This window comes from Pseudomonas sp. N40(2020), assembly GCF_014472415.1.
GTDB lineage: Bacteria > Pseudomonadota > Gammaproteobacteria > Pseudomonadales > Pseudomonadaceae > Aquipseudomonas.
In genome coordinates, this window is the sequence record NZ_JACSZV010000001.1 from 76,120 (window position 1) to 94,926 (window position 18,807).

Below are 18,807 nucleotides of genomic sequence, written 5' to 3' on the forward strand. Positions count from 1 at the left end.
TATAAAGAGCGTTGCTTTCAGCAGCCTTACAGACCGGGTTGTGAATTGCTGACGCCGGAATCACGAACCGGCGTCGGTTATTTCCGTGTTGCCTGTAGGGTTAGTGCACCAGCATGCCGGTGAGCCAGTAGGCCTGAGCCAAAGTGATCAGGCCGACAATCGTTGCAAAGAATAGGCTGTGCTTGAGGGTGAAGCGGAACAGATCCGATTCTTTGCCCACCAGACCGGTCGCAGCGCAGGCCACGGCGATCGATTGTGGCGAGATCATCTTGCCGGTCACGCCGCCGCTGGTGTTCGCGGCGACCAATAGAGTGTCGCTGACGCCAATCTGGTGTGCAGTGGTGGCTTGCAAGGAGCTGAACAGGGCGTTGGACGAGGTGTCGGAGCCGGTCAGGAAGACGCCGAGCCAACCGAGGAACGGCGAGAAGAACGGGAATGCTGCGCCGGTTCCCGCCAACACCAGGGCCATTGTCGAAGACATGCCGGAATAGTTGGTGACGAAGGCGAACGCCAACACCATGCCAATCGACAAAATCGGCCAGCGCAGTTCGTAAAAGGTCTCTTTCAAAGTGGTAAGACCAGTTTTGAAATTGATCTTCAGAACCAGCATCGAGATCAGCGCAGAGAAGAAAATCGCGGTGCCCGTCGCGGAAATCGGATCAAGTTTGAATACCGCCGGGATCGCGGTTGGCGCGGCCACGATAGGTGCAGTCTTGATCACCAGTTGATCAAGGTGTGGGATCGCGAAGTTGAATACCCACGCATACATCGACCCGCCGGCTGCGAACATGGCTTTGAATGGTTTGAGCGTCCAGATCGTCACCAGCACGGTGAGGATCAGGAACGGCGACCAGGCTTTGAAAATTTCCCCGAGGCTGTAAGGCGAAACCACGGTGGTGCGTTTCTGGCCGAAACCGCCGACGCAGGCTGTAATCGCAGCGCTGGATGTAGCGCCGGCGATTTGCGCGCCTGCGGTACGTTTCGGCTGCCAGACTTTGAGGAACAGAGTTAGGGAAATCAGGCTGGCCAGGGCCGAGGTGATGTCAGGCAGTTCCGGACCAATGAAGTTCGACGTGAAGTATTGAGTGATGGCAAAGCTCAGGCCCGCGACCAGTGCGGCCGGCCAGGTTTCACGCACGCCGCGCATGCCGTCCATCATGAACACCAGCCAGAACGGCACGAACAACGACAGCAGTGGCAGTTGGCGGCCAGTCATCGCGCCGATCTTGAAGGCGTCGATGCCAGTGACTTGTCCGGCAACGATGATCGGAATCCCCAGGGCGCCGAAGGCAACCGGCGCGGTGTTGGCGATCAGGCACAGACCTGCGGCATACAACGGGTTGAAACCGAGTCCGACAAGCAGGGCCGCGGTGATCGCCACCGGTGCACCGAAGCCGGCGGCACCTTCAAGGAACGCGCCGAAGCAGAAACCGATCAGCAATACCTGTAAGCGCTGGTCGTCGGTGATCGACAGTACCGAGCTGCGAATAACTTCGAACTGACCACTTTTGACCGTCAGTTTGTAAAGGAATACCGCCGCGACAATGATCCAGGCAATCGGCCAAAGGCCGTAGGCGAAGCCATATCCAGCGGCGGCGAAGGCCATATCGACCGGCATCTGGAACGCGAAGATCGCCACGGCAATCGACAAGGCCAGCGTGATGCTGCCGGCCACATGGCCCTTGAGACGAAACACCGCCAAGGCGAGGAAGAAGAAAACGATGGGGATGACGGCCGCGAGTGCGGAAACGCCGAGACTGCCGAGCGGGCTGTAGAGCTGTTGCCAGGTTTGCATATGGGGTGGCCCCTAATTGTTGTTGGTCAGGCACTGTCAGCGTATTTGGATAATTGGTAATACCAATTTACAATCGCTGTTGGCTAGGGTAAAAGCCTTGATGTCGGTGTGTCAATTTGTCGCCCTGAAACTTTTGTCGAATAAGCGGAGCAGATTGCATCTGATCCGGTTTGAGCGGGTGTCGTCTGGTAGGTGTGGCCAAGGCGCCGATAGGCCAGAATAGAGGCCCCGGCAAGCGATCGGGATCGTGGAGAAATGAGTTATGGGGTTTGATCAGATACGTCAGCGCCGTTTGTCTGACGATATTGTCGAGCGACTCGAGGGGATGATCCTTGAGGGCACGCTGAAGTCCGGTGAGCGGCTTCCGGCGGAGCGCGCGCTGGCCGAGCAATTTGGCGTATCACGTCCGTCATTGCGCGAAGCGATTCAGAAACTGGCGGCCAAAGGTCTGCTGGTCAGCCGTCAGGGGGGCGGCAATTATGTGGTGGAAAGTCTGGGTTCGACGTTCAGCGATCCACTGCTGCAATTGCTCGAAAGCAATCCCGAGGCGCAGCGTGACTTGCTGGAGTTTCGGCATACTCTGGAAGCATCGTGCGCCTATTACGCCGCATTACGCGCCACCGACGTGGATCGCGAGCGGCTGACTGCGGCGTTTGAAGAGTTACAGGACTGCTATTCGCGTCATGACGAAGTGAGCCGGACGGAAGAGGGCGCGGCGGATGCGAAATTTCACTTGGCGATTGCTGAGGCCAGTCATAACGCGGTGTTGCTGCACACCATTCGTGGGTTGTTTGATCTGCTCAAGCGTAACGTCGTGACCAACATCGGCGGGATGTACAAACAGCGCACGGAAACCCGTGACATGCTGATCACTCAGCATCGGGAATTGTATCTGGCGATTATCGAAGGGCGTGCAGAGCAGGCGCGTGAAGTTTCCAGTCGACACATTTTGTATGTGCAGGAAGTGCTGGAAGAGGTGCGGCAGGAGGTTCAGCGCATGGCTCGGGCGGAGCGGCGCAAGGGGATGTAGCTTTTTAAAAGCAAAAGATCGCAGCCCGCGTTAGCTCTCTGTAGGAGCTGCCGAAGGCTGCGATCTTTTGCTGGCGTCACACAACTCAAGCAGAAAGATCAGTCTTCCTTGCCTTTGTTGCGCACCGCACGCTGCAGCTCACGACCCGCATCACGCTCGCGCTCGGTGTCACGCTTGTCGTATTCCTTCTTGCCCTTGCCCAGAGCGATCTCGCACTTGACCATGTGCTTGCTCCAGTACCAGGACAGGCATACGCAGGCGTAACCCTTTTGCTGCACAGCGGCGGCGAGCTTTTCCAGTTCGCGGCGGTTGAGCAGCAATTTGCGTGTGCGCACCGGGTCGGCGATGACGTGGGTGCTGGCGGTCATCAGAGGCGTGATGTGACTGCCGAGCAGCCACGCTTCGCCATCCTTGAGCAGCACGTAACTGTCGACCAGTTGCAGCTTGCTTGCCCGCAGACTTTTTACTTCCCAGCCGGCCAGGACCAGACCAGCCTCGAACTTATGCTCGATGAAGTAATCGTGTCGCGCCTTTTTGTTCTGCGCGATGGTCCCTGTTGGGTGTTTCTTCTGTTTAGCCATAGGGGCGGCATTATATGGAGATAAACGGCCGTCGGCTACGGTGATGCTGCGTGCTTGAGCAGGTTGAGTGAATCCCGGACAATGCGGCCTCTTTTTCTAACGCTTGGGCGTGATAAACGATGTCGACAGACAAGGTTTCTGTCCACGGCAGTTGGGCTAGCCGCTGGGTATTCATACTCGCCGCGACCGGTTCGGCCGTGGGACTGGGTAGTATCTGGAAGTTCCCCTACATGGTCGGGGTCTACGGCGGCGGTGCGTTTGTACTGATGTTTCTGGCGTGCATCGCACTGATCGGCATTCCGGTAATGCTGGCTGAAACCCTGATCGGCCGGCGTGCGCGGCAGAGTCCGGCGAATGCCTTGAAGGTGCTGGCACTGGAAGCCGGACACTCAGCCAAGTGGTCGTGGGGCGCCTTTGCCGGGATGATTACGGCGCTGCTGATCCTGTCTTTCTATAGTGTGGTGGGCGGCTGGTCGCTGGATTACATCGTCGATATGGGCCGCGGGGACTTTCAGGGGGTGACCCCGGATCAGGTTGGTGCGTATTTCGGCAATGTCATCGCCGACCCATGGCGCCTGACACTTTGGCACACGATTTTCATGCTGCTATCGGCCGTGGTGATTGCCAAAGGCGTGGTTGCGGGGCTTGAACGCAGTCTGCGGATCATGATGCCGCTGCTATTTGTGATGATCCTGGTGTTGCTGGGCTACAGCATGACAACCGGGCACTTCATGGAAGGCGTGCATTTCATGTTCGACTTCCATCCGGAAAAAGTCCTCGACGGACTGCTGCCAGCCATGGGTCACGCGTTCTTTTCCCTGAGCGTGGGTGTCGGCTCTATCATGATCTACGGGGCTTATATGCCCAAGGATGCATCGTTATCCGGTACGGTCGTCGGTGTCGCGCTGCTCGATACTTTCGTTTCGCTGGTGGCTGGTCTGGCCTTGTTTCCGATTGTTTTCGCCGCCGGCCTGAACCCGAGCGAAGGCCCTGGCCTGATGTTCGTCAGCTTGCCATTTGCCTTTGGTAACGTAGCGTTTGGTCAGTTGATGGGCGTGGTGTTCTTCGTGCTGGTCGCGGTTGCGGCCTGGAGTTCGGCCATTTCTCTGCTTGAGCCGATGGTGGCTTATCTGGTCGAACGCACCAAAGTCAGCCGCGCCTGGGTGACTTTCTGGCTGGCATTCGTTTGCTGGTTCGTCGGTTTGGGCACTGTTTTCTCCTTCAATATCTGGAAGGAAGCCAAATTTTTCGTGAACGAAGGCGGCATGTTCCATCTCTATCAATGGGGTGCACAGAGCGGTCTGGACTTTTTTGGCGTGATCGATTTCTTCACTTCGCGGATCATGTTGCCGCTTGGCGGGCTTTGTTTCGTGTTGTTCGCCGGTTGGGTGATGGGGCGTGAAGCGGTGCGTGACGAGTTGTCGATCCGTAACCCGGTACTGTTTGGCCTGTCCTTGTTCTTGATGCGCTACGTGGCGCCTATCGGCATAGTTGTAGTGTTTGCCGCTCAGCTCTGGAAGTAACGCTTACATGACGACACATATTCAACGATCAGCATTGCTGCCTTACCCGGCCCAGTTCCTTTATGACCTGGTCAACGACGTGGCGCGTTACCCTGAGTTCTTGCCGTGGTGCTCGTCCGCCGAAGTGCTGGAAAGCTCGCCGGAGCACATGCGCGCCAGTGTCGGCGTGGCCAAGGGCGGTCTGAGCCAGCATTTCGTGACGCGCAACACGTTGGTGCCGGGGCAGTCTATCGAGATGAACCTCGAAGAAGGCCCGTTCAATCAGCTGCATGGCGTCTGGGTGTTCAAGGTGTTGAACGAGAAGGCCTGCAAGATCAGTCTGGATCTTTCGTTCGACTACGCGGGCCCTTTGGTGCGTGCCACTCTGGGGCCGCTGTTCAATCAGGCGGCGAATACGCTGGTGGATGCGTTCTGTCAGCGCGCCAAGCAGATGCATGGTTGAGTCAGTGATCGAGATAGAGGTCGTGTATGCGGCCGTTGATCGTCAGGTCTTGCGTGCGGTGAGTGTCCCCGAAGGGAATACTGTGCGTGAGGCATTGATCAAGTCCGGGATCGGTGACGAGTTCCCTGAGCTTGATCTTACTGAATGCCCGTTGGGAATCTTCGGCAAAGTGATTGCCGATCCGCAGGTTCGCCTGATTCGGGCAGGGGATCGCATTGAAATTTATCGTCCTTTGCTCGCTGATCCGAAAGAAGTGCGGCGCCTGCGTGCGGCCAAGGCTGCCGAGGCGAAAGCTAGAAATCAGTAGGTCGGCTAAACGACAGGCAATAAAAAACCCGGAATTCCGGGTTTTTTATTGCGTCGCAAATTATTGCGGCGAGGTGTCCAGCGGCTCTGGTGTCGGAACCGGAACGGTTTCTACACCATCGACGTCCTTCTGGATCTGATCCAGCAAGGAACCTGGCTTTACCGGTTTTTCCGGTGTTGGCTTCTCGGCGTTTTCAGCAGGAGCGGTCACGGTCGTGCCACTGTCCTTGCCGAGAATGGCTTCGTCACGGCTGACGCCCGGCATAAAGTCACCGGACAGGCTGACAAGCTGGTCGTTTGAGTTGAAAATAACGCTGACGCGTTCCTGTTGGCGTTCACCGCCACCCGGTTGCAGGCTGTACAGATAATCCCAGCGATCGGCATGGAACGTGTCGGCAAGCAGGGGGTTGCCCATGATAAACCGTACTTGCGGCCGGGTCATTCCCGGGCGTAACTGGTCTATCATGTCCTGCGTGACGACATTGCCCTGCTGGATGTCGATTTTGTAAACCCCGGGGAATGAACAACCGGCGAGTGCGAGCAGTCCCACAAAGGTGAAACTGGTTAGCAAGAGCTTGGTGTTTTGCATCGGTGGGCGACTTCCACTATCTTGGCTGGGACAACGTAAACGCCGATCATACCCGCATTAAGAGAAGCTGCGAAGCAGCATCGCGAGAAAGCTGACCATGGTTGAAAATAGCGAACTACGCAAAGCCGGCCTCAAAGTGACCCTGCCACGGGTCAAGATCCTGCAAATGCTCGACTCTACCGAGCAGCGTCACATGAGTGCCGAGGACGTCTACAAGGCGTTGATGGAAGCTGGCGAGGACGTCGGTCTGGCCACGGTTTACCGTGTTCTGACCCAGTTCGAAGCGGCTGGCCTCGTGGTCCGTCACAACTTCGACGGTGGCCACGCGGTTTTCGAATTGGCCGACGGTGGACACCACGACCATATGGTCAACGTGGAAACCGGTGAGGTTGTCGAATTCGTCAGCGTTGAAATCGAAAAGCTTCAGAAGGCAATTGCCGACGAGCACGGTGTCGAGTTGGTGGATCACAACCTGGTGCTGTACGTACGCAAGAAAAAGTAAGCATGTCGCGCGAATTTCAGGTTCGCGAAACGAGCGAAGGCGACCCGTGGGTCGCCTTCGTGCTTTCTACTGTGCGTGAAATTTAAGCTTTTGCGGTAACGACCATCTTTTTGGCGTGAGCCAGGGATTCTTTGGTCAGATCGATTCCGCCCAGCATCCGCGCCACTTCTTCTATACGGTCGTTCTTGCTCAGCTTGGAGACGGCTGTATGCGTCGCCTGTTCGCCGCGTACCTTGTGCACGAACAGATGCTGATGCCCCTGCGCCGCCACTTGCGGCAAGTGCGTCACGGTCAGCACCTGTCCGCGTTCACCCAGCCGGCGCAACAACTGACCGACAATCTCAGCGGTAGGGCCGCCAATGCCCACGTCGACTTCGTCGAACACCAGTGTCGGAATGCGCGAGGTCTGTGCAGTGATGACCTGAATCGCCAGGCTGATCCGCGACAGCTCGCCACCGGACGCCACTTTCGCCAGTGCCTTGAGTGGCTGGCCAGGGTTGGCGCTGACCAGCAATTCAACCTGTTCGAGTCCGTTGGGCAGCAGTTCATCGCTGCTATTGGCGCGTAGCTCGATAGTGAAGCGACCGCCAGGCATGCCCAAACGTTGTATCTCTTGTTCCACCGCGCTGGCAAGGCTGCCGGCAGCCTGGTGGCGCAAATCACTCAGTTCTCGCGCTTTTTCCTGATAGTGACGGGCATAGGAGGCCAGTTCTTCGCCCAGTCGCTCAATGGACTCGTCATTGGCATTAAGGCTTTCGATTTCATCCAGCAGTTTCTGCTGCATCTCTCCGACTTCGGTCGGCTGGATCCGGTGTTTGCGTGCCAGCGTGTAAATAGCGTCGAGGCGCTCTTCCAGATATTGCAGGCGTGCCGGATCGGCATCGAAGTTGTCGAGGAAACGATTGAGTTCACCGACTGCTTCCTCAACCTGTATTTGTGCGCTGGTCAGCAAGCTGCTGGCTTCGCCAAGAGCACCAACGGAATTGTTCACGCTCGACAGGCGATTGAGGCTGGCGGTCAGCGCGTTCAGTACATTGCCGGAGTCACTTTCGCTGCACTGCTCGACGACTTGCCGGCAAATGCCAAGCAAGGTTTCAGCGTTAGTCAGGTTTTTGTGTTCCTGCTCCAGCTGTTCGAGTTCGTTATCACCGAGGCCGAGGTTTTCCAGTTCTTCGAGCTGGTAGCTGAGCAGTTGATGGCGGGCGCGTTGTTCATCGCCGGAGTTGGAGAGGCGCTCCAGCTCCTGGCGAGTCTGCCGCCAGCGCTGGGCAGCCAGTTGCACCTGGCGAGCCAGGTCGGTAGCGCCAGCGTATTCGTCGAGCAGGCGACGATGGGTATCGGTTTTCAGGAGGGACTGGTGTTCATGCTGGCTATGGATGTCGATCATCAGTTCGCCGAGTGCCTTGAGATCGCCAAGCGGGCAGGGCGTGCCGTTGATATAGCCGCGAGAACGTCCTTCAGACGTGATGACCCGACGCAGGATGCACGGGCCGTCGATGTCCAGATCGCGCTCGGCCAGCCAGGCGCTGGCCTCGGGGATGTCGGCAAGATCGAAGGTCGCGAGAATATCGGCCTTGTCGGCGCCCGGGCGAACCACGCCACTGTCGGCGCGATCGCCAAGGGTCAGGCCCAGGGCGTCGAGCATGATCGACTTGCCGGCGCCGGTTTCCCCGGTGATCACGCTCATCCCGCGATCAAGTTCGAGATCGAGATGTTCAACGATGGCGTAGTTATGTACGGACAGGTGCACCAGCATAAACGCCGCTCCCAGGCTTTAGGTCTGGTTATTTATACAGTGTTTTGTTTCGGGCTGACAATGCCCTCCCTTAGCTCGATTTGCTTGAACGCAATTTCTGCTTAGTGCATCGAGGAATGAGAATGCGGCACTTTTTTGTAGGGTTAATCGTTGAAGGCCCTTGAAGCCTGATTTTGCGGCCCCATATATCGGGGCAGAAGCGCGAGTCGAACTCGCGGACGATATTGAAAGGAGAATTCTATGGCTGACGAACAGACAGTAGATAAGCAAAACCCAGAAGCCAATCAGGCGCCCGAGGGTTCGGGTGACGACCTGGCGACCCGTGTACAAGTGCTCGAAGAGCAATTGGCCGCCGCGCAGGATCAGTCTCTGCGTGTCGCTGCCGATCTGCAGAACGTCCGTCGTCGTGCCGAGCAGGACGTGGAAAAGGCGCACAAGTTTGCGCTGGAAAAGTTCGCCGGCGACCTGCTGCCGATCGTCGACAGCCTGGAGCGCGGCCTCGAGCTGTCGAACCCGGACGACGAAAGCATCCGTCCGATGCGTGAAGGCATCGAGCTGACCCTGAAAATGTTCCACGACACCCTCAAGCGTTATCAGCTTGAAGCGATCGATCCGCATGGCGAACCATTCAACGCCGTTCAGCATCAGGCGATGGCCATGCAAGAAAGTGCCGACGTCGAGCCGAACAGTGTCCTGAAGGTGTTCCAAAAGGGCTACCAACTTAACGGTCGCCTGTTGCGTCCGGCCATGGTTGTGGTCAGCAAGGCGCCGGCGCCAATTTCGCCTTCGATTGACGAGAAGGCTTGAAATTAGTCGCAAGGCCCCCATTTAGAAGTCAAGCGTTTAAGTGCTACCGCAGTTAGCCACCACTGCTGCGGCATCCAAATCCAAAGTTTCGGGAGAGTGAACATGGGCAAAATTATCGGTATCGACCTGGGGACTACCAACTCCTGCGTCTCCGTGCTGGAAAACGGCAAAGCAAAAGTTATTGAAAACGCTGAAGGCGCGCGTACCACGCCGTCGATCATCGCTTACGCCAACGATGGCGAAATCCTGGTCGGTCAGTCTGCCAAGCGTCAGGCAGTGACTAACCCGCACAACACTCTGTACGCGGTAAAGCGTCTGATCGGTCGTCGTTTCGACGAAGAAGTTGTGCAGAAAGACATCCAGATGGTCCCTTACAAGATCGTCAAGGCTGACAACAACGACGCCTGGGTTGAAGTGAACGGCCAGAAAATGGCACCGCCACAAATCTCGGCTGAAATTCTCAAAAAGATGAAGAAGACCGCCGAAGACTACCTCGGCGAGCCAGTGACTGAGGCGGTGATCACCGTTCCGGCCTACTTCAACGACAGCCAGCGCCAAGCGACCAAAGACGCCGGCCGCATCGCCGGTCTGGACGTAAAACGTATCATCAACGAACCAACCGCAGCCGCTCTGGCTTACGGTATGGACAAGGCCAAGGGCGATCATACTGTGATCGTTTATGACCTGGGTGGCGGTACTTTCGACGTTTCCGTGATCGAGATCGCTGAAGTTGACGGCGAGCATCAGTTCGAAGTGTTGGCCACCAACGGTGACACGTTCCTGGGCGGTGAAGACTTCGACATTCGTCTGATCGACTACCTCGTTGACGAATTCAAGAAAGAAAGCGGCATGAACCTTAAGGGTGACCCGCTGGCCATGCAGCGCCTGAAAGAAGCCGCTGAAAAAGCCAAGATCGAGCTGTCCTCTGCTCAGTCGACCGACGTCAACCTGCCGTACATCACTGCAGACGCCACCGGTCCTAAGCACCTGAACGTGAAGATCTCGCGTGCCAAGCTCGAAGCACTGGTTGAAGACCTGGTTCAGCGCACCATCGAACCTTGCCGTATCGCCATGAAAGACGCAGGCCTGGACGTTGGCGCGATCAACGACGTGATCCTGGTCGGCGGTCAGACCCGTATGCCGCTGGTGCAGAAGCTGGTGACCGATTTCTTCGGTAAAGAAGCGCGTAAAGACGTCAACCCGGACGAAGCTGTTGCCATGGGCGCTGCTATCCAGGGCGCTGTTCTGGCTGGTGACGTGAAAGACGTACTGCTGCTCGACGTCAGCCCGCTGACCCTGGGTATCGAAACCATGGGTGGCGTGATGACTGCGCTGATCGAGAAAAACACCACGATTCCTACCAAGAAATCGCAAGTGTTTTCGACTGCCGACGACAACCAGGGCGCCGTGACCATTCACGTCCTGCAGGGTGAGCGTAAGCAAGCCGCACAGAACAAGTCCCTGGGCAAGTTCGACCTGGCCGACATTCCACCTGCTCCACGTGGCGTGCCGCAGATCGAAGTGACCTTCGACATCGACGCCAACGGCATCCTGCACGTCGGTGCGAAAGACAAGGCGACCGGCAAGACCCAGTCGATCGTGATCAAGGCCAACTCCGGTCTGTCCGACGAAGAAATCGAGCGCATGGTGCGTGACGCCGAAGCTAACGCTGACGAAGACCGCAAGTTCGAAGAGCTGGCCGCTGCCCGTAACCAGGGTGATGCACTGGTTCACTCGACTCGCAAAATGATCACCGAAGCGGGCGACAAAGTTACCGCCGAAGAGAAGACTGCGATCGAGGCTGCTGTGGTTGCTCTGGAAGTTGCTGTTAAAGGCGACGACAAGGCTGCCATCGAAGCGAAGGTTGAAGAGCTGTCGAAAGTCTCCGCTCCGGTTGCTCAGAAGATGTACGCCGAACAGGCTCAGCCTGCTGAAGGCGCAGCACCGCACGACGAGAAAGCTGAAAAGGCTGACGATGTTGTCGATGCAGAGTTCGAAGAAGTCAAAGACCACAAGTAAGTTGTTGGTCGGCCGGTTGACTGCCTTTAGGCGGTGACTGGTAGGATGTCGCCGCGCGGGAGCTTGCTCCCGCGTTGGCGTATCTGGAATACGCGAATTTTTACAGTATGCGACAAGGTTCGAATGCTGGTGGTATGGCCGGAAATGCTCCTGCTTTTCGCGCCGAAAGTACCGCATGAATCAAAGACCAGGATCGTTGAATTGACGTGAGTTGGGTCCGGGCCTGTATTGGGGCTCAGCGAGTTTGGCGATCCTCAGGAGGGGTTTGCCGGACGTCCTCAAGAGTGCAAAGACTTATGGCAAAGCGTGACTATTACGAAGTGTTGGGTGTTGAGCGTGGCTCAAGCGATGCGGATCTGAAGAAGGCCTATCGTCGTCTGGCGATGAAGCATCACCCGGACCGTAATCCCGATGACAAAGCATCGGAAGAACTGTTCAAAGAGGCCAACGAGGCCTATGAAGTGCTGTCCGATTCCAGCAAGCGTGCAGCTTACGACCAGTACGGTCATGCCGGTGTCGATCCGAGCATGGGTGGTGGCGGTGCAGGTTTCGGCGGTCAGAACTTCTCTGACATCTTTGGTGATGTCTTCAGTGACTTCTTTGGTGGCGGTCGCGGCGGTTCCCGTGGCGGCGCTCAGCGTGGCAGCGACTTGCGCTACACCCTGGAGCTGAATCTGGAAGAGGCAGTGCGCGGCACGAGCGTGAATATTCGTGTGCCGACGCTGGTCAATTGCAAACCATGTGATGGCTCGGGCGCCAAAAAAGGCTCGTCGCCTTCGACGTGCCCGACGTGCGGTGGCATCGGTCAGGTGCGCATGCAGCAAGGCTTCTTCTCGGTGCAGCAGACCTGCCCGCGCTGCCATGGCCAGGGCAAGATCATTTCCGATCCGTGCGATTCCTGCCACGGTGACGGCCGCGTCGAAGAGTACAAAACCCTGTCGGTCAAAGTGCCGGCCGGCGTCGACACCGGCGACCGCATTCGCTTGTCCGGCGAAGGCGAGGCGGGTACTCAAGGCGGCCCGACTGGCGATCTGTACGTGGTCATCAACGTCCGCGAACACGACATCTTCCAGCGTGACGGCAAGCATCTGTTCTGCGAAGTGCCGATCAGCTTCGTTGACGCGGCGCTGGGCGGCGAACTGGAAATCCCGACCCTCGACGGTCGCGTCAAGCTGAAAATCCCTGAAGGCACTCAGACCGGCAAGCAGTTCCGCGTCCGCGGCAGAGGCGTGGCGCCGGTGCGTGGCGGTGGTGCGGGCGATCTGATGTGCCGTGTAGCGGTCGAGACCCCGGTCAACCTGAACCGTCGTCAGCGCGAATTGCTGGAAGAGTTCCGCAGTTCTTTGGCGGACGACAACAGCCATTCCCCGAAAACCACCGGTTGGTTCGACGGTGTGAAGCGCTTCTTCGGCGATTTGTAAGGAGTCGGCATGCGACGTATTGCAGTGATGGGCGCCGCCGGGCGCATGGGCAAGATTCTGGTTGAGGCCGTGCAGCAGCGCGCGCCTATGACCGGTTTGACTGCCGCTGTCGTCCGTCCTGGCAGCACGCTGATCGGGGTGGATGCCGGTGAGTTGGCTTCGCTGGGGCGAATTGGTGTGCCGCTGTCCGGTCATGTGGAAGCGGTCGCTGATGAGTTTGATGTGTTGATCGACTTCACGCTTCCGGAAGTGATGCTGAAGAACCTGGCGCTCTGCCGTAAGGCGGGCAAGGCCATGGTCATCGGCACTACGGGTCTGGATGCTGCGCAGAAGCAGTTGCTGGTCGAGGCGGGCAAGGATATTCCAATCGTGTTCGCCGCCAACTTCAGTGTTGGCGTCAATCTGTCGCTGAAGTTGCTCGACATGGCGGCACGCGTGTTGGGTGATGAGGCGGACATCGAGATCATCGAAGCGCATCACCGACACAAGATCGATGCGCCGTCGGGTACTGCGTTGCGCATGGGTGAGGTCATTGCCAGTGCGCTGGATCGTGACTTGCAGAAAGTTGCCGTCTACGGTCGTGAAGGTCACACCGGTGTGCGCGAGCGTGAAACCATCGGTTTTGCCACCGTCCGTGGGGGCGATGTCGTTGGTGATCACACTGTGCTGTTTGCCTGCGAAGGCGAGCGCCTGGAGATCACTCACAAGGCTTCCAGTCGCATGACCTTCGCCAAGGGCGCGGTGCGTGCAGCCTTGTGGCTGGAGGGTCGTGAGCCGGGTCTTTATGACATGCAGGATGTGCTCGACCTGCGTTGAGCCGTTATTGAATCCGGCGCAAACGCCCTGTTTGCGCTGGTTTTTCTCCGCTTGGCGACTTCCTGTCGCATTCTCCGGCCTTTAAGGCTCTTTAGCGGTGGACCAAAAAAGCCTTTTTCTGTAAGCTACAGCTTTAGTGTGTCCACTAAAAGCGCGCAGAATAATTCAGTGAAGAAGCGGGGTGACGTGTCCATACGTCACTCCGCTTTTTTACAACCTGCGATCGCCCTTTCATGCGTTATTTACGGGAGGTCTTCTTGACTAAGCCAGCCATACTTGCCCTTGCTGATGGCAGCATTTTTCGCGGCGAAGCCATTGGAGCCGACGGTCAAACCGTTGGTGAGGTGGTGTTCAACACCGCAATGACCGGCTATCAGGAAATCCTTACCGATCCTTCCTACGCCCAACAGATCGTTACCCTGACTTACCCGCACATCGGCAACACCGGCACCACGCCGGAAGACGCCGAGTCCGACCGTGTCTGGTCCGCTGGCCTGGTCATCCGTGACCTGCCTCTGGTAGCGAGCAACTGGCGTAACACGATGTCCCTGTCCGACTACCTGAAAGCCAACAATGTTGTGGCAATCGCCGGTATCGACACCCGTCGCCTGACCCGCATCCTGCGTGAGAAAGGCGCACAGAACGGCTGCATCATGGCCGGTGACAACATCTCCGAAGAAGCTGCGATTGCCGCTGCCCAAGGCTTCCCGGGCCTGAAAGGCATGGATCTGGCGAAAGTCGTCAGCACCAAGAAGCAATACGAATGGCGTTCGACTGTCTGGGATCTGAAAACCGACAGCCACGCGACCATCGAAGCTTCCGAGCTGCCATACCACGTGGTTGCCTTCGACTACGGCGTCAAGGTCAACATCCTGCGCATGCTGGTCGAGCGCGGCTGCCGCGTCACCGTCGTGCCGGCACAAACTCCGGCTGCTGACGTGCTGGCACTGAAGCCGGATGGCGTGTTCCTGTCCAACGGTCCTGGTGACCCGGAGCCGTGCGACTACGCGATCCAGGCGATCAAGGACGTGCTGGAAACCGAAATTCCGGTATTCGGCATCTGCCTCGGCCACCAACTGCTGGCTCTGGCCTCCGGTGCCAAGACCCTGAAAATGGGTCACGGCCACCACGGTGCCAACCACCCGGTGCAGGATCTGGACACTGGCGTCGTGATGATCACCAGCCAGAACCACGGTTTCGCGGTAGACGAAGCGACCCTGCCAGCCAACGTTCGCGCGATCCACAAGTCGCTGTTCGACGGCACCCTGCAAGGCATCGAGCGCACCGACAAGAGCGCGTTCAGCTTCCAGGGCCACCCTGAAGCGAGCCCGGGCCCGAACGATGTAGCGCCACTGTTCGACCGCTTCATCAACGAGATGGCCAAGCGACGCTAAGCGTTCGCCTTGAGACTGTAGAGAGAAGCCCCTCGAGGGCGGCCCCGAACCCGGCGGCCCCTTCGAGACTTCAGAAATCGATCAAGACGGCTTGCCGACTGACCTGCGGATTTGAGTGACAAACCCATGCCAAAACGTACAGACATTAAAAGCATCCTGATTCTCGGCGCTGGCCCGATCGTTATCGGCCAGGCCTGCGAATTCGACTACTCCGGCGCCCAGGCTTGCAAAGCCCTGCGCGAAGAGGGTTACCGCGTCATCCTGGTGAACTCCAACCCGGCCACCATCATGACCGACCCGGACATGGCTGACGCCACGTATATCGAGCCGATCAAGTGGCAGACTGTTGCCAAGATCATCGAAAAAGAACGTCCGGATGCCGTGCTGCCTACCATGGGCGGCCAGACCGCTCTTAACTGCGCCCTGGATCTGGAGCGCGAAGGCGTTCTGGAGAAGTTCGGCGTGGAAATGATCGGCGCCAACGCCGACACCATCGACAAGGCTGAAGACCGTTCGCGTTTCGACAAGGCGATGAAATCCATCGGCCTGGCGTGCCCGCGTTCCGGTATCGCCCATAGCATGGAAGAAGCCAACGCGGTTCTCGAAACCCTGGGCTTCCCGTGCATCATCCGTCCGTCCTTCACCATGGGCGGCACTGGCGGCGGTATCGCTTACAACCGCGAAGAGTTCGAAGAAATCTGCGCCCGTGGTCTGGACTTGTCGCCGACCAAAGAGCTGCTGATCGACGAATCGCTGATCGGCTGGAAAGAATATGAAATGGAAGTTGTCCGCGACAAAAAGGACAACTGCATCATCGTCTGCTCGATCGAAAACTTCGACCCGATGGGCGTGCACACCGGTGACTCGATCACCGTGGCTCCGGCTCAGACCCTGACCGACAAGGAATACCAGATCCTGCGTAACGCCTCTCTGGCGGTACTGCGCGAGATCGGCGTCGAGACCGGCGGTTCCAACGTGCAGTTCGGTATCTGCCCTGACACTGGCCGTATGGTCGTGATCGAAATGAACCCGCGCGTATCGCGTTCCTCGGCGCTGGCTTCGAAAGCCACCGGTTTCCCGATCGCCAAAGTCGCGGCCAAACTGGCTGTGGGTTACACCCTCGACGAACTGTCGAACGACATCACCGGCGGCAAGACCCCGGCGTCCTTCGAGCCGTCCATCGACTACGTCGTCACCAAGCTGCCGCGCTTCGCCTTCGAGAAGTTCGCCAAGGCTGACGCACGCCTGACCACTCAGATGAAGTCGGTGGGTGAAGTCATGGCCATCGGCCGTACTTTCCAGGAATCCCTGCAGAAAGCCCTTCGCGGTCTGGAAGTGGGCGTTTGCGGTCTGGACGAGAAACTCGACCTGAGCAACCCGGAAAGCATGAGCGTGCTCAAGCGCGAGCTGACTGTGCCGGGCGCCGAGCGTATCTGGTACGTGGCCGACGCTTTCCGCGCCGGCATGACCGTCGAAGAAATTTTCGGCATGAACATGATCGACCCGTGGTTCCTGGTGCAGATCGAAGATCTGATCAAAGACGAAGAGAAGGTCAAGACCCTCGGTCTGTCCGCTATCGACCGCGACCTGATGTTCAAGCTCAAGCGCAAAGGCTTCTCCGATCAGCGTCTGGCCAAGCTCCTGGGCGTCACCGAGAAAAACCTGCGTACTCACCGCCACAAGCTGGATGTGTTCCCGGTCTACAAGCGCGTTGACACCTGCGCGGCCGAGTTCGCCACCGATACCGCTTACCTGTACTCGACTTACGAGGAAGAGTGCGAAGCTGCGCCGTCCGGTCGCGACAAGATCATGATTCTGGGCGGTGGTCCAAACCGTATCGGTCAGGGTATCGAGTTCGACTACTGCTGCGTTCACGCTGCGCTCGCTCTGCGCGAAGACGGTTACGAGACCATCATGGTCAACTGCAACCCGGAAACCGTTTCCACTGACTACGACACTTCTGACCGTCTGTACTTCGAGCCGGTAACCCTGGAAGACGTGCTGGAAATCGTTCGTGTCGAGAAGCCGAAAGGCGTGATCGTCCAGTACGGTGGCCAGACTCCGCTGAAACTGGCCCGTGCCCTGGAAGCCGCCGGTGTGCCGATCATCGGCACCAGCCCTGACGCCATCGACCGCGCCGAAGACCGTGAGCGCTTCCAGCAAATGGTTGAGCGTTTGAACCTGCGTCAGCCGCCAAACGCCACCGTGCGTAGCGAGGACGAAGCGATCCGTGCCGCCAGCAAGATCGGTTATCCGCTGGTCGTGCGTCCGTCCTACGTACTGGGCGGGCGGGCGATGGAAATCGTTTACGAAGAAGAAGAACTCAAACGCTACCTGCGTGATGCGGTGAAAGTGTCGAACGACAGCCCGGTGCTGCTCGACCACTTCCTCAACTGCGCCATCGAGATGGACGTTGATGCAGTCTGCGACGGTACTGATGTCGTGATCGGCGCGATCATGCAGCACATCGAGCAGGCCGGCGTTCACTCCGGTGACTCCGCGTGCTCGCTGCCGCCGTACTCGCTGCCGCTGCATATCCAGGACGAGATGCGCGAACAGGTCAAGAAAATGGCCCTGGAGTTGGGCGTTGTCGGCCTGATGAACGTGCAATTGGCGCTGCAGGGCGAAGACATCTACGTCATCGAAGTCAACCCGCGCGCTTCGCGTACCGTGCCGTTTGTCTCCAAGTGCATCGGTGTTTCCCTGGCGATGATCGCGGCTCGCGTGATGGCCGGTAAAACCCTGAAAGAAATCGGCTTCACCAAAGAAATCATTCCGAACTTCTACAGCGTGAAAGAGGCGGTGTTCCCGTTCGCCAAATTCCCTGGCGTTGACCCGATCCTTGGCCCAGAGATGAAGTCGACCGGTGAAGTGATGGGTGTCGGCGACACCTTCGGTGAGGCATTCGCCAAGGCCCAGATGGGCGCGAGCGAAGTGCTGCCGACTGGCGGTACTGCATTCATCAGCGTGCGCGACGATGACAAACCGCTGGTTGCAGGCGTGGCCCGTGATCTGATCAACTTGGGCTTCGAAGTGGTTGCCACTGCCGGTACTGCCAAGCTGATCGAAGCTGCAGGCCTGAAAGTGCGCCGTGTTAACAAGGTGACCGAGGGTCGTCCGCACGTGGTCGACATGATCAAGAATGACGAAGTCACGCTGATCATCAACACCACTGAAGGTCGTCAGTCGATCGCTGACTCTTACTCCATTCGCCGTAATGCCCTGCAGCACAAGATTTACTGCACCACCACCATTGCTGCGGGCGAAGCTATCTGTGAAGCGCTGAAGTTCGGTCCGGAAAAGACCGTGCGTCGCTTGCAGGATCTACACGCAGGATTGAAGGCATGATCAAGTACCCAATGACCGTCCAGGGCGCGAAAGCCCTGGAAGAAGAACACGCTCACCTGACCAAGGTCGTCCGTCCGAAGCTCAGCCAGGACATCGGTACGGCCCGCGAGTTGGGCGATTTGAAGGAAAACGCTGAATACCATGCCGCCCGCGAACAGCAAGGCATGGTCGAAGCGCGGATTCGTGACATTGAAGGCCGGATTCAGAATCAGGTCGTTATTGATGTCACAACAATTCCTCACACTGGCAAAGTGATTTTCGGTACTACCGTGGAAATCGCTAACGTCGAGACGGATGAAAGCGTCACTTACCACATCGTGGGTGAGGATGAGGCTGACTTCAAACTCGGCAAGATTTCGGTCGGTTCGCCTCTGGCCCGCGCCTTGATCGGCAAGGAAGAGGGCGACGTGGTTGCCGTGAAAACGCCAAGTGGCGTTATCGAGTACGAGATTGTCGAAGTCCGTCACATCTGAAACCG

16 protein-coding genes are annotated in these 18,807 nt (G+C 57.9%); 12 read left to right on the forward strand and 4 right to left on the reverse strand.

What is annotated here, in order from left to right; genetic code table 11:
• Positions 1–100: 100 nt before the first annotated feature.
• Positions 101–1,795 (reverse strand): lactate permease LctP family transporter, encoded by a 1,695-nt coding sequence (locus IAI51_RS00480; RefSeq protein ID WP_187676700.1) that lies wholly within the window; start codon positions 1,793–1,795, stop codon positions 101–103.
• A 262-nt stretch (positions 1,796–2,057) separates the two neighbouring features.
• Between IAI51_RS00480 and IAI51_RS00485 the strand changes: the two genes are divergently transcribed.
• A complete protein-coding gene (locus IAI51_RS00485) occupies positions 2,058–2,825 on the forward strand; it encodes an FCD domain-containing protein (RefSeq protein ID WP_187676701.1) in 768 nt (255 codons plus the stop codon).
• Between the two features lie 98 nt (positions 2,826–2,923).
• Here IAI51_RS00485 and smpB read toward each other — a convergent pair whose 3' ends face one another.
• Positions 2,924–3,406, reverse strand: coding sequence for an SsrA-binding protein SmpB (gene smpB / locus IAI51_RS00490; protein WP_007915208.1), 483 nt, complete (start codon positions 3,404–3,406; stop codon positions 2,924–2,926).
• A 119-nt stretch (positions 3,407–3,525) separates the two neighbouring features.
• Here smpB and IAI51_RS00495 point away from each other — a divergent pair, with 119 nt between their 5' ends.
• Genes IAI51_RS00495 through IAI51_RS00505 form a run of 3 tightly spaced genes read left to right on the forward strand, consistent with a single transcriptional unit; the run spans position 3,526 to position 5,678 of the window.
• Complete coding sequence (locus tag IAI51_RS00495) at positions 3,526–4,929, forward strand: sodium-dependent transporter (RefSeq protein ID WP_187676702.1); 1,404 nt, start codon at positions 3,526–3,528, stop codon at positions 4,927–4,929.
• Positions 4,930–4,936: 7 nt separating this feature from the next.
• Positions 4,937–5,371 (forward strand): type II toxin-antitoxin system RatA family toxin, encoded by a 435-nt coding sequence (locus IAI51_RS00500; protein ID WP_016986510.1) that lies wholly within the window; start codon positions 4,937–4,939, stop codon positions 5,369–5,371.
• Positions 5,364–5,678, forward strand: a complete 315-nt coding sequence (locus IAI51_RS00505; protein ID WP_187676703.1) for an RnfH family protein — start codon at positions 5,364–5,366, stop codon at positions 5,676–5,678. Before IAI51_RS00500 ends, IAI51_RS00505 begins: the two co-directional genes overlap by 8 nt.
• A 60-nt stretch (positions 5,679–5,738) precedes the next feature.
• Here the strand turns inward: IAI51_RS00505 and IAI51_RS00510 are convergent, their stop codons facing one another.
• Complete coding sequence (locus IAI51_RS00510) at positions 5,739–6,266, reverse strand: outer membrane protein assembly factor BamE (protein ID WP_187676704.1); 528 nt, start codon at positions 6,264–6,266, stop codon at positions 5,739–5,741.
• Between the two features lie 97 nt (positions 6,267–6,363).
• Between IAI51_RS00510 and fur the strand changes: the two genes are divergently transcribed.
• Positions 6,364–6,768 (forward strand): ferric iron uptake transcriptional regulator, encoded by a 405-nt coding sequence (gene fur / locus IAI51_RS00515; RefSeq protein WP_187676705.1) that lies wholly within the window; start codon positions 6,364–6,366, stop codon positions 6,766–6,768.
• An 82-nt stretch (positions 6,769–6,850) separates the two neighbouring features.
• Here the strand turns inward: fur and recN are convergent, their stop codons facing one another.
• Positions 6,851–8,524 carry a DNA repair protein RecN gene (gene recN / locus IAI51_RS00520; RefSeq protein WP_187676706.1) on the reverse strand — a complete coding sequence of 558 codons (1,674 nt, stop codon included), beginning with the start codon at positions 8,522–8,524 and terminating at the stop codon, positions 6,851–6,853.
• Positions 8,525–8,764: 240 nt separating this feature from the next.
• Here recN and grpE point away from each other — a divergent pair, with 240 nt between their 5' ends.
• From grpE to greA, 7 genes are all read left to right on the forward strand, one after another.
• Positions 8,765–9,331 (forward strand): nucleotide exchange factor GrpE, encoded by a 567-nt coding sequence (gene grpE / locus IAI51_RS00525; RefSeq protein ID WP_103303213.1) that lies wholly within the window; start codon positions 8,765–8,767, stop codon positions 9,329–9,331.
• A 102-nt stretch (positions 9,332–9,433) separates the two neighbouring features.
• A complete protein-coding gene (gene dnaK / locus IAI51_RS00530; RefSeq protein WP_187676707.1) occupies positions 9,434–11,350 on the forward strand; it encodes a molecular chaperone DnaK in 1,917 nt (638 codons plus the stop codon).
• 296 nt (positions 11,351–11,646) lie between these two features.
• Entirely contained in the window at positions 11,647–12,771 is a 1,125-nt protein-coding gene (gene dnaJ, locus IAI51_RS00535) for a molecular chaperone DnaJ (protein ID WP_187676708.1), read from the forward strand.
• Positions 12,772–12,780: 9 nt separating this feature from the next.
• Entirely contained in the window at positions 12,781–13,587 is an 807-nt protein-coding gene (gene dapB, locus IAI51_RS00540; RefSeq protein WP_187676709.1) for a 4-hydroxy-tetrahydrodipicolinate reductase, read from the forward strand.
• A 257-nt stretch (positions 13,588–13,844) separates the two neighbouring features.
• Positions 13,845–14,981: a glutamine-hydrolyzing carbamoyl-phosphate synthase small subunit gene (carA, locus tag IAI51_RS00545; RefSeq protein ID WP_187676710.1), complete on the forward strand. Its 1,137-nt coding sequence runs from the start codon at positions 13,845–13,847 to the stop codon at positions 14,979–14,981.
• A 126-nt stretch (positions 14,982–15,107) separates the two neighbouring features.
• Positions 15,108–18,329 (forward strand): carbamoyl-phosphate synthase large subunit, encoded by a 3,222-nt coding sequence (gene carB / locus IAI51_RS00550; RefSeq protein ID WP_187676711.1) that lies wholly within the window; start codon positions 15,108–15,110, stop codon positions 18,327–18,329.
• A complete protein-coding gene (gene greA, locus IAI51_RS00555) occupies positions 18,326–18,802 on the forward strand; it encodes a transcription elongation factor GreA (RefSeq protein ID WP_187676712.1) in 477 nt (158 codons plus the stop codon). The genes carB and greA overlap by 4 nt, the downstream gene beginning before the upstream one ends.
• Positions 18,803–18,807: the final 5 nt, after the last annotated feature.

Excerpts from the sequence above, each read along its gene's own strand:
- fur (WP_187676705.1), top strand. The coding sequence starts at position 6,364 with ATGGTTGAAAATAGCGAACTACGCAAAGCCGGCCTCAAAGTGACCCTG.
- IAI51_RS00495 (WP_187676702.1), top strand. The coding sequence starts at position 3,526 with ATGTCGACAGACAAGGTTTCTGTCCACGGCAGTTGGGCTAGCCGCTGG.
- carB (WP_187676711.1), top strand. The coding sequence starts at position 15,108 with ATGCCAAAACGTACAGACATTAAAAGCATCCTGATTCTCGGCGCTGGC.
- greA (WP_187676712.1), top strand. The coding sequence starts at position 18,326 with ATGATCAAGTACCCAATGACCGTCCAGGGCGCGAAAGCCCTGGAAGAA.
- dnaK (WP_187676707.1), top strand. The coding sequence starts at position 9,434 with ATGGGCAAAATTATCGGTATCGACCTGGGGACTACCAACTCCTGCGTC.
- IAI51_RS00505 (WP_187676703.1), top strand. The coding sequence starts at position 5,364 with ATGGTTGAGTCAGTGATCGAGATAGAGGTCGTGTATGCGGCCGTTGAT.
- IAI51_RS00480 (WP_187676700.1), bottom strand. The coding sequence starts at position 1,795 with ATGCAAACCTGGCAACAGCTCTACAGCCCGCTCGGCAGTCTCGGCGTT.
- dapB (WP_187676709.1), top strand. The coding sequence starts at position 12,781 with ATGCGACGTATTGCAGTGATGGGCGCCGCCGGGCGCATGGGCAAGATT.
- smpB (WP_007915208.1), bottom strand. The coding sequence starts at position 3,406 with ATGGCTAAACAGAAGAAACACCCAACAGGGACCATCGCGCAGAACAAA.
- recN (WP_187676706.1), bottom strand. The coding sequence starts at position 8,524 with ATGCTGGTGCACCTGTCCGTACATAACTACGCCATCGTTGAACATCTC.
- IAI51_RS00485 (WP_187676701.1), top strand. The coding sequence starts at position 2,058 with ATGGGGTTTGATCAGATACGTCAGCGCCGTTTGTCTGACGATATTGTC.
- IAI51_RS00500 (WP_016986510.1), top strand. The coding sequence starts at position 4,937 with ATGACGACACATATTCAACGATCAGCATTGCTGCCTTACCCGGCCCAG.
- IAI51_RS00510 (WP_187676704.1), bottom strand. The coding sequence starts at position 6,266 with ATGCAAAACACCAAGCTCTTGCTAACCAGTTTCACCTTTGTGGGACTG.
- dnaJ (WP_187676708.1), top strand. The coding sequence starts at position 11,647 with ATGGCAAAGCGTGACTATTACGAAGTGTTGGGTGTTGAGCGTGGCTCA.
- grpE (WP_103303213.1), top strand. The coding sequence starts at position 8,765 with ATGGCTGACGAACAGACAGTAGATAAGCAAAACCCAGAAGCCAATCAG.